This is a genomic window from Thetidibacter halocola, from assembly GCF_018224955.1.
In the GTDB taxonomy this organism is placed as follows: domain Bacteria; phylum Pseudomonadota; class Alphaproteobacteria; order Rhodobacterales; family Rhodobacteraceae; genus Thetidibacter; species Thetidibacter halocola.
This window is the reverse complement of the sequence record NZ_JAGTUU010000001.1, coordinates 681,396-690,490: the sequence shown is the minus strand read 5'-3', so window position 1 is coordinate 690,490 and position 9,095 is coordinate 681,396. Positions and strand designations below refer to the sequence as shown.

Here is a 9,095-nt window from a genome sequence, read left to right as displayed (position 1 = left end):
GAAGCGGGGTGAGCAAAGCGCGGGTCGCAGAGATCTGCGGAAAGGCCGGGGTCAGCGAGACGAAAGACCCGTCCCGCCAGGCTGACGATCTGTATGAGCGGGATTGGACCCGGTTTGGCATTTAGGGCGACCCAGCGGCGCTGGATGGCTGCATACTCGGTCGCCCCGCAGGCTGAGCAGAGACTGCTGGCGGCCGGACGGCCCGAGGACGCGCTACGCATCGTGCAGAACTGCCTTGCGCGGCAGGACGTCAGGGACCGTTGGTTTGACATGCCCGACCTTGACGAGGTCCATTTCGACTGCCTCGAGGCACTGGGATAGGAAGAGGCCTTGCGCGCCGCCCAATGGAGCAGGTTCGAAGGACGGCTCTGTGCCCCGACCCTGCGGCGCTACCTGGCACGGCTGCCGGATTTCGAGGACGAGGAGGCGCTGCTCAGGGCACAGGCCCATGTGCTGGCCTTCCCGGACGTCGTCACTGGGCTGGCGTTCTGCCTGTCCTGGCCTGATCCGGCGCTTGGGGCAAAGGTGGTTCTGTCGCGCACTGAGGATCTGGATGGGGACACCTATGAAGTCCTGACCCCGGCGGCCGAGATCCTCGCACCGGAACATCCCTTGGCTGCGGTTCTGGTCTGGCGGGCGATGATCCGCTTTGCGCTGGAAAAGGCTCGGTCGGGGCGCTACGGCCACGCATCGCGCCATCTGACATCCTGCGCGCAGGCCGATGCGGCAATCGATGACTATTCAGGGCATCCGGACCATCAGGCCTTCATTGCGGGTTTGCGCGGGGCGCATGGGCGAAAGTCGGTATTCTGGAGCCGGGTGGGGTAGTGACCTTCCCCAATCAAGTGGTCCGGTTTCAGTCTTGGAGTGTGACGGGTCAGAGAGCTACGGTTGGTGTGGCCGGCTAAGCGGCCTCCGCTGCTCCGCCTGGACTTTCGGCCGCGCCACCGGGCGCGCCGCGATCGGAGAGACAGGAGGCGCGAGTCCGGCGATGGACATGGTGGCCGGTCGCGATACCTTTGCAACGCCATGCTGATCCTGACACACGACACCCTGCGCAATCCGGCGATCCTCGAGGTTCGCAGCCTTCCGCGGCGTTTCCTCGGGCGGGTCATGCCCTGGCCGCGGCAGGCCGATTGGCGTGTCTCGCTGCGGCTGGTGTTCGAGATCCAGCTGCTGCGCTACCTCGCGGTCCTGCTGCCGTTCGTCGGGGCGATGCTGGTCTGGCCCGAGCTCGCGTTTCCGCTCGCCCAGGCACCGCTGGCGATGATTGTCGTGATCGCCCTCGTCGAGGTCCGTCTGCTCGCCCTGTCCCCGGGCGCGCGCGAGCGTCTCCTGTCGTCGGACGAGGCTGACCGAATCCTCGACACGATGCGGCTGCGGGCTCGGCGCTGCCTGTCGCGGATCGCCGCCCGGCAGGGCCTGGACGAGGGTGAACTGCACCTCGTGATCGAGCAATCCGGAATGGCGCGGGTGCCGCCGCTGACCCTGGTCTCGGTGCAGGCCGAGGCACCGGCGCGCGTCTTGCGGCTGGACGCGGGCGACCGCGCCGAACTGGCGCGGCTGTTCGATGACCGGTTCACCGAGCGCGACCTGCAGCGCGCCAACCTGCGCACCGACACCTTCCTGCGCATGGTCGCGGTCGAGGCGCGCAGCGTTTCGGCGCACCAGCGGCTGGCCGCGAGGTTGGAGAAGCGGGCCGAAGCGGAGGCACCGGCATGACCGTGAATGCCCGACACCTGCCCGCCGGCGCCGCGCTGGAGGTGCTGCGGCATGCCTGGCAGGCGCAGGCCGCGGGCGCGCTGACGGCCAGCTGGATGCTGCATGGCCGCCCCGGCGTCGGCAAGACGCAAATCGTCACCGACCTCGCCGCCGAAATCGGCGCGCTCCTTTTCGACTTGCGGCTGACCACGATCGAGCCGCAGGACCTGCGCGGCCTGCCTTATTACGACCACGAGACACGGCGCACAGTCTGGTATCGCCCCGAGGACCTGCCTGACACCGGGCCCGCCGTGCTGTTCCTCGACGAGCTGACCGCCGCCGCGCCGCAACTGCAGCCGGTGGTCTACGGCCTGCTGCAAGAGCGCCGCGTCGGCGGCCACCGTCTGCCCGATGACGTTCTGCTGGTCGCGGCGGGCAACATGGTCGAGGACGGCGCGCTGGCCTACGAGATGGGCACGGCGCTTTCCGACCGGCTGATCCACCTGGTGGTGACGGCGGAGGCCGAGGACTGGCTGCGCGGCTTCGCGCTGCCGCGCGGCCTGCACCCGGCGGTCACAGCCTTCATCCGCACGCGTCCCGACCTGCTGGAGACCACTGAAGAGGCATTGCGCCGGGGCGAGACGGTGGCCTGCACCCCGCGAAGCTGGGAGCGCGTCTCGCAGATCATGGTGGCCGCGCCGGCGCGCCGGATCCGTGACGCCATGATCGCCGGGACGGTCGGTGCGGCGGCGGCGGCGGAATTCGCGCTGGTCGCTGACGATGTCGCCGCCTCGGTGCAGATCGCCGACATGCTGGCCTGCCCGCGCCGCCAGCGCACGGCGCTCTATCCGGCCTCGCTGCACGGCCTGACCGCGCTGGCCTGCGCCCTGCCACAGGCGGTTGACCGCGCCACCCTGCCTGCCGGCATCGAGATCCTCGAGGACATGCGCCATCTCGGCGGCGACCGGTTCTCGCGCCTGCCGCTGTCGGAACTGGCCGCCTTCGGCTTCGAGGCGCTGATCGCGCGCGCGCTGGACCAGGGTTGGGAGGATGCCTTTGCCGGGTCCGACGCTTACGCCGCCTATGCCGCCGCGCGGCAGCAGGCGGGCCTGTGAGCCATTCGGTGCGCGCCGCCCGCGCGCTGGCGCACCTGGCGGAACGCGACCCGGCGCTGTCGGTGCTGGCACTCTGGTGCGCACATCGCGACGGAGACCGGACCGAGACGCGCGGAACGCGTATCTTCTATGGCCCGGAGTTCGACTCCCTGACGCTCGCCGAGCAGATCGGCACCGTCGGCCACCACGTCCTGCACGTGTCGCTGCGCCATCCGGCGCGGCAGGCGGCGATGGCGCTGCGCTTCGGGCCGGGCTTCGATGCCGGCCTGTTCGGGCTGGTGGCGGATGCGCTGATCAACGAGACGCTGTTGCTGGCCGAGCACGGCCTGCCACGCCCGGCCGTCACCGTCACCGGCCTTGTCGCCGCGGCGGGCCTGCCGCAACAGTCGCCGGCCGGGGCGCTTGCCGCCTGGGATGCCGAGCGTCTTTACCTGCGGCTCGCGGGCGATGAGACCGTGGCACGCGCGGCGTGTGCGCACGGCGCGGAACGGGGCTGGCAACCCGACCTGTCCGGCGAGGACGGGCAGGTCGCCCGGGACGACGCGGGCACGGCCGATGCCGCCGACTGGCAGGGCCGGCTGTCGCGCGCGATGCACGCTGGCCGCCGCGCCGGCATCGGGATCGGCGCCATCGGCGTGCCGCTCGCCGACCTGGCGCCGCCGCGGGTTGCATGGGAAAGGCGGTTGCGCGGCCTTGTCGATCGCGCCGTGACCGCGCGGCCGCAGCCGGTCTGGCACCGTCCCGCCGGTCGCTGGGTCGCGATGGAGGCCCAGGCCCGCGCCTCGGGCCGGCCGGTTCCGGTCTTTGCACCGCAGCACCGGCTTCTGAACCCGCGCCCCAGCGTCGTCGTCGCACTCGACCTCTCCAGCTCCATCGACACGCCGACGCTGCGGCTGTTCGGCGCCGAGATCGGCGGGATCGTGGCCCGCAGCGGGGCCGAGGCGCATCTTCTGACCTTCGATACCGAGCTTGATGCCGACCTGGTCCTGACGCCCGGCGCCTGGCGCGCACAGATCGAAGGGCAGCCCCTGCGCCGCGGCGGCGGCACGGACTTCCGCCCGGTTCTGGCACGGGCCGGGCAGATCGCGCCATCGATCGCCGTCATCCTGACCGATCTCGAGGGTCCGACTGGCGCCGCGCCACGCTTTCCCGTGCTCTGGGCTGTGCCGCGGGCGGCGCCGTCGCCGCCCTTCGGGCGTGTGCTGCGTCTCGACGAAGGCGCGGCGTGAGCACGCCCAAACCCTGAGGGGCATTCACGCCGAAGGTTTCCCGAATTCCACCGACGATATGCCCCGTATGCAGAGCAGCAATACATTGCTGGATCGACGGAAAAAGCACGGATTGCAACCAAAGACGCCGCCCCCGCATCACGGGCTTCGTGGAGAGCGGCGGAAGATGGACGCACCACATTTGAGTGATCGAAGTTGTCGGCCTCGGCGCCGCGCACGACGCCCACGATCTGGTTCAGGGTGAAACAGCTCTTTTTTATCAAAATCTCCTCGTTCATCTTGCCGGGACAAATCTGCCGCCCGCCCTCCTGACCATATAGCATTACGCCCTTCCAGCGCCCTGCAGAGGCGCCGTGTAGCGCGTCCCCAAATGGTCGCTACGTCTCGGGCCGAAGGGGCGCCAGACCTTCCCTGAGCGCCTGTATCGCACGCAGCGTGGGTGGCTTTAGCGGCCCGGGATAGATGTCGCGAAGATAGGCGACCCACGTCAGTTCAGCTTCGGTCAGTTCTGGCGAGCGGTCAGGCAGGTGGAAGCCCTCAACAACACGGCGGCTCATTTGCCGAAAATCCCGCGGATCGCGGCACGGGCGCGCTGCGTGAGCCGGGGATCGGCATGGTCGCTGGCGTCGCGGAGTTCCTCGATCCAGGCGACTTCATTGGCGGTCACGATCGTGCCGAAGATCTCTCTCACGGCGGCCAGCGTCGTTTCAAGACCGGTCTGCTCGAGCGCCATGAGGCACAGCACCTTCGGATCGCAGTCAAGTGCCTTCGCGAGAGCCGGGACGCGGTCGATGGCAAGTTTGGTGTCGCCGGACTTGATCATGCTGAGAACGTTTGCGTTTGTGAATCCGGCTTCACGCGCGATTTCCTTCTGCGTCTTCACGCCGGATGGTCCGAGGATGCGATGCTCCACGAACTTGGCGAGCCGGGTGTTTGCGTGGGGGTTCTTGTGAACGTTTCTGGGGGTGGGCATGGCTGGGATCCTCTTTGAGTCAGCATGTTTCTCTGACATAGTTATAGCGAGGTGCGATGCGGATTTACTTTGGAAATCAGATATTTATGCTTGATTTATTCATTCTCGACGGAATGCAGGATCTCGCCTTTACGGTCTCCACCTGCGCGCGGTCGGGAATGCCAATGCTCAAGGTCGCGCCTCATTCGGTGCCGATGTCATTCGCGTCACGTCCTTGTTCACTGTGTTACTCAGGCTCTGGTCATGGGTCACCGCCGCAAGCGCCTGTTCCGGGTGCACCGGCACGCTGACCGCGTGCAGACATGACCCCAATCACTATCACAACCATATGTTGAACGCTGCGGAGCATTGCGCTGTGTCAATGCGGCGAGGGCATGTCCACGGCGATACTGCGATTGTCGATGGAGGCTTTGAATGGACCAGGCGGAAACGATCAGATTCCTGTCCTCGGGCGATGCCTTCGCCGCCGAAGATCCCGTCGAGGTCATCCAGACCCATGGCGCTTATGTGTTCCTGTGCGGCGACACCGCGCTGAAGCTGAAACGCGCCGTTAAATACGACTACATGGACCTGAGCACTGTCGCGCTTCGCAAGGGCCTTATCGCACGCGAACTGGAGCTGAACCAACCGGTCGCGCCAGAGATCTACCGTGACATGCTGCCGGTGACGCGGACCGAGGCCGGGCTTGCCCTGGACGGCGGTGGAGAGGTTGTCGATTGGGTCCTGAGGATGTGGCGGTTCCCGGCGGAAAACGAACTGGTGCGTGTGACTGAGCGCGGCGCGCTCGACGATGACACAGCCAGCGCGGTCGGCGAAGCGATTGCGGCCTATCACGCCGTGGCCCCCGTGCAACGGCGTCCGGGTCGCATACTGATTGCGGATATCCTGGCGGAGCTGGGGCGCGTTTTCGCCGAGTTTCCCGGAGCTGCGGCGACCGCCCGGGTCGGGGAATGGGAAAGGGCGGTGGCAGCTTGTCTGGACACCAACGGATCGCTTCTGGACAGCCGCGGCAGGAAAGGCGACGTGCGCCGCGCCCACGGGGACCTCCACCTGCGCAACCTCGTCCTCATCGATGGGCGGCCTGTGCTCTATGACGCGCTGGAGTTCGACGAGACGCTGGGAACATGCGACGTGCTCTATGACATCGCCTTTCTCGTGATGGACCTGTGTCACCGCGGTCTTCACCGGCAGGGATGCCGGGTGCTGGACGCCTGGCTACGCGCGGCACGCGGCGGTCAGGATGCCGGAATGGCGGCGCTGCCGTTGTTCTTGTCGGTTCGGGCCGCGATCCGTGCCATGGTGCTGCTTCAGACCGATCAGGCGCGTGGAGAACCGGGCCAATCCGCGGCTGAGGTGGCAGCCTATATGGAGCTTGCCTGCGCTGCGTTGCAGCCCGAGGAACTGCGGTTGATCGCCGTGGGCGGGTATTCGGGAAGCGGAAAAAGCGTTCTGGCCCGCGCGCTGGCGCCAGGCCTTGGAGCCCTGCCCGGGGCGGCGCTGCTCAGCTCTGACCTCGAACGGAAAGCCGGCCTGCCGGCCGGGACGACGCTCGATCCGGAAGCCTATGCCGCGGAGCGCCGCGAAGCCGTCTACCACGATCTGTTCGCGCGCACAGCGACGCTGCTGGCCGCGGGGCATTCGGTTGTCCTTGACGCCACCTTCGTGGACCCACAGCTGAGGGCCGCCGCTGAAGCGGTGGCAACCCGCGCGAACCTGCCGTTTCATGGCCTTTGGCTGGAAGCGCCTGAACCCGTTCTCGAGGCGCGCTTGCGTTCGAGGCAGGGTGATGCCTCAGACGCGGATGTAGACGTTCTGAGAAAGCAACTGTCCGCCGAGCGAGGGGAAATGACATGGGCGGTTGTCGATGCGTCCGGCGATCCCCGGTCTTCGCTCCGGCACGCGAAGGCAACTCTTGAGGCGCAAGAGGGTCTCGATCCTTCCCCAGCCGTCCGGTCCACGGTGCGGTAAAGGCGCGTGGGCCCACAAGCCGCCGCTGGGTTGTGGCCTCTGCCCTGCATGACCCTGCCGCAACCAGCCAATCCCAACATAGGGTCGCCCGAGAGGCGACGCCTCAGTCCTCCGAGAGATACGGTTCGATCTCGTTTCGAACCCGAGGCCACGCATCGGTCAGGGCGCGGGCTGTCCATGGCACCCTCCTCTCCGTGCGCGGGCTCATCAGCCGGGTCACGCTGTTCTGTTCCAGGATATTGACCTGCTCAGCGCGGGTCATGGTCAACACGCCGGGAATGAGGGCGAGGCAGTGCGACACCTGCCTTATCATATCTACGGCGTCCGTTGCGTATCGGCTGTCGATTTCACGACGGTGGCCAGCCCATTCTCTTGGCCAAACCTCGAATGCTTTCTCGAGCTGGGGCAACATTGCCCCAGCTATTTAATATTAATGTCAGGGCTTTATCCATTCCTTGCGGAACATCATGTGCACACCTTTCTCGCCGTCGACCACCTGCGTGATCCGCAGGTCGCCAGCCAGTGACAGCAGCATGTAGGCATGGTTCCGGGTCAGGCCCGACCGCTGGGCCACGGCGTCGATCATGTCGCGCGTCGCCTTGCGCATCGCTTCGTCCAGGTCCTCGTCGAAGCCCATCGAGATCAGGTATTCGTCGTTCTCGGCGAAGGGCGTCTTGAGGCTCATGTCCTTGCGCACGGTCAGGCGGAACTTGCCGGTCAGCGCGGTTTCCACCGCCGCGATGCAGACCTCGCCGTCGCCCTGCCGCCCGTGGCCGTCACCCGCGCTGAAAAGCGCGCCCTCGTGGAACACCGGCAGATACAGCGTCGTGCCCGACTTGAGCTCCTTGTTGTCCATGTTGCCGCCCATGGCGCGCGGCTCGGGCGTGCCGATGCGGCCCCATTCGGCGGGCGGTGCGACGGCCATGATGCCGAAGAATGGATCGAGCGGCAGGTTCAGCCCCCAGGGCAGGCGGCAGACGCCCGCGTCCTTGTCGATGGCGATGTGCAGGCGTTCGTAGTCGGTGAACTCGTCCGGCAGCGCACCCAGCAGCGGCATGATCGCGGTAAAGCCCCAGTCCTGCGCCGGCACAGCCTCGAGGATGTCGACCTGCAGCACGTCGCCGGGCATCGCGCCCTCGACATAGACCGGTCCCGTGACCATGTGCGGGCCTGCGCCCTTGTCACCCTTGTGCGCCTCCATCGCGGCCAGGTGCGCGGGCAGGACGGTGCCCTTGCCCTTGGGCGGCAGGTCGGGCGGATCGCAGGCCGGCAGGCAGTGCAGGATCACCTCGTCGCCCGAGGCGACGCGCGCGACCGGCTTGCGCGCCGGGTCGAAGTACCCCCAGAAGACGTTTTCGGGACTCCAGTCGATTTCATGACTTGCCATGTCTTACCCTCGCTCTTGTTGGTTGTCAGACTGTGAGAAGGTCGGCGACGCCGTCGCGTTCCATGTCGGCGCCCTTGCCGGATTTGACCACGCGCCCGCGGTCCAGCACGACATAGGCGTCGGCGACGGAGCGCGCGAAATCGTAGTATTGCTCGACCAGCAGGATCGCCATGCGCCCCTTGAGGTCGCGGATCGCGTCCTCGATCGCCTGCACGATGGAGGGCTGGATGCCCTCGGTCGGCTCGTCGAGGATCAGCATTTTCGGCCGCGAGGCCAGCGCCCGGCCGATGGCCAGTTGCTGCTGCTGGCCGCCCGACAGGTCGCCGCCGCGGCGGTGCCACATCTCGCCCAGCACCGGGAAAAGCGTAACGATCTCGTCGCGGAGGGCGTCGGGTTCGGACACGCGATGGTTGCGCAGCACGATCTCGATGTTCTGGCCGACGCTGAGATCGGAAAAGATCTCGCGCCCCTGCGGAACATAGCCAAGGCCGCCGCGGGCGCGACGGTGCGGCGGCGCGGTGGTGATGTCGGCGCCGTCCAGTTCGATCCGCCCGCCGGTGGCGGGCATAAGCCCCATCAGCGTCTGCAAGAGCGTCGTCTTGCCCGCGCCGTTGCGGCCCAGAACGGCGGTGCAGCTGTCCTTGTCAACGGAAAAGCCCACGCCATCCAGCGCCCGGGCCGAGCCGTAGTGTTGCGAAAGATTGGATATGGTCAGAAGCATG

At 67.2% G+C, this 9,095-nt stretch carries 7 protein-coding genes and 1 pseudogene; 5 read left to right on the top strand and 3 right to left on the bottom strand.

Annotated features, from left to right (window positions below):
• Nucleotides 1–93: 93 nt before the first annotated feature.
• The 4 genes and pseudogenes from KB874_RS03145 to KB874_RS03130 all read left to right on the top strand — a co-directional run bounded on the left by KB874_RS03145 (nucleotide 94) and on the right by KB874_RS03130 (nucleotide 4,045).
• Nucleotides 94–828 (top strand): annotated as a pseudogene (locus KB874_RS03145) (DUF6880 family protein).
• A gap of 201 nt (nucleotides 829–1,029) precedes the next feature.
• Nucleotides 1,030–1,722, top strand: coding sequence for a hypothetical protein (locus KB874_RS03140; RefSeq protein ID WP_212535076.1), 693 nt, complete (start codon nucleotides 1,030–1,032; stop codon nucleotides 1,720–1,722).
• Nucleotides 1,719–2,816 (top strand): AAA family ATPase, encoded by a 1,098-nt coding sequence (locus KB874_RS03135; protein WP_212535075.1) that lies wholly within the window; start codon nucleotides 1,719–1,721, stop codon nucleotides 2,814–2,816. Before KB874_RS03140 ends, KB874_RS03135 begins: the two co-directional genes overlap by 4 nt.
• Nucleotides 2,813–4,045: a vWA domain-containing protein gene (locus KB874_RS03130; protein WP_212535074.1), complete on the top strand. Its 1,233-nt coding sequence runs from the start codon at nucleotides 2,813–2,815 to the stop codon at nucleotides 4,043–4,045. Before KB874_RS03135 ends, KB874_RS03130 begins: the two co-directional genes overlap by 4 nt.
• Nucleotides 4,046–4,598: 553 nt before the next feature.
• On the opposite strand, the gene KB874_RS03125 is transcribed toward KB874_RS03130, so the two are convergent.
• Entirely contained in the window at nucleotides 4,599–5,018 is a 420-nt protein-coding gene (locus tag KB874_RS03125) for a helix-turn-helix domain-containing protein (RefSeq protein WP_212535073.1), read from the bottom strand.
• A 414-nt stretch (nucleotides 5,019–5,432) separates the two neighbouring features.
• Here KB874_RS03125 and KB874_RS03120 point away from each other — a divergent pair, with 414 nt between their 5' ends.
• The gene (locus KB874_RS03120; protein ID WP_212535072.1) at nucleotides 5,433–6,986 is read left to right on the top strand and encodes a bifunctional aminoglycoside phosphotransferase/ATP-binding protein; all 1,554 of its coding nucleotides are present in this window, start codon (nucleotides 5,433–5,435) and stop codon (nucleotides 6,984–6,986) included.
• Between the two features lie 436 nt (nucleotides 6,987–7,422).
• On the opposite strand, the gene KB874_RS03115 is transcribed toward KB874_RS03120, so the two are convergent.
• Both KB874_RS03115 and urtE read right to left on the bottom strand, forming a co-directional pair.
• Nucleotides 7,423–8,373, bottom strand: coding sequence for an acetamidase/formamidase family protein (locus tag KB874_RS03115; protein WP_212535071.1), 951 nt, complete (start codon nucleotides 8,371–8,373; stop codon nucleotides 7,423–7,425).
• Nucleotides 8,374–8,398: 25 nt separating this feature from the next.
• On the bottom strand, nucleotides 8,399–9,094 hold the full coding sequence (gene urtE / locus KB874_RS03110; protein ID WP_212535070.1) for an urea ABC transporter ATP-binding subunit UrtE: 696 nt from the start codon (nucleotides 9,092–9,094) through the stop codon (nucleotides 8,399–8,401).
• Nucleotide 9,095: the final 1 nt, after the last annotated feature.

Coding starts and splice junctions, on each gene's coding strand:
- KB874_RS03140 (WP_212535076.1), top strand. CDS start 1,030: ATGCTGATCCTGACACACGACACCCTGCGCAATCCGGCGATCCTCGAG.
- KB874_RS03135 (WP_212535075.1), top strand. CDS start 1,719: ATGACCGTGAATGCCCGACACCTGCCCGCCGGCGCCGCGCTGGAGGTG.
- KB874_RS03125 (WP_212535073.1), bottom strand. CDS start 5,018: ATGCCCACCCCCAGAAACGTTCACAAGAACCCCCACGCAAACACCCGG.
- KB874_RS03120 (WP_212535072.1), top strand. CDS start 5,433: ATGGACCAGGCGGAAACGATCAGATTCCTGTCCTCGGGCGATGCCTTC.
- KB874_RS03115 (WP_212535071.1), bottom strand. CDS start 8,373: ATGGCAAGTCATGAAATCGACTGGAGTCCCGAAAACGTCTTCTGGGGG.
- urtE (WP_212535070.1), bottom strand. CDS start 9,094: ATGCTTCTGACCATATCCAATCTTTCGCAACACTACGGCTCGGCCCGG.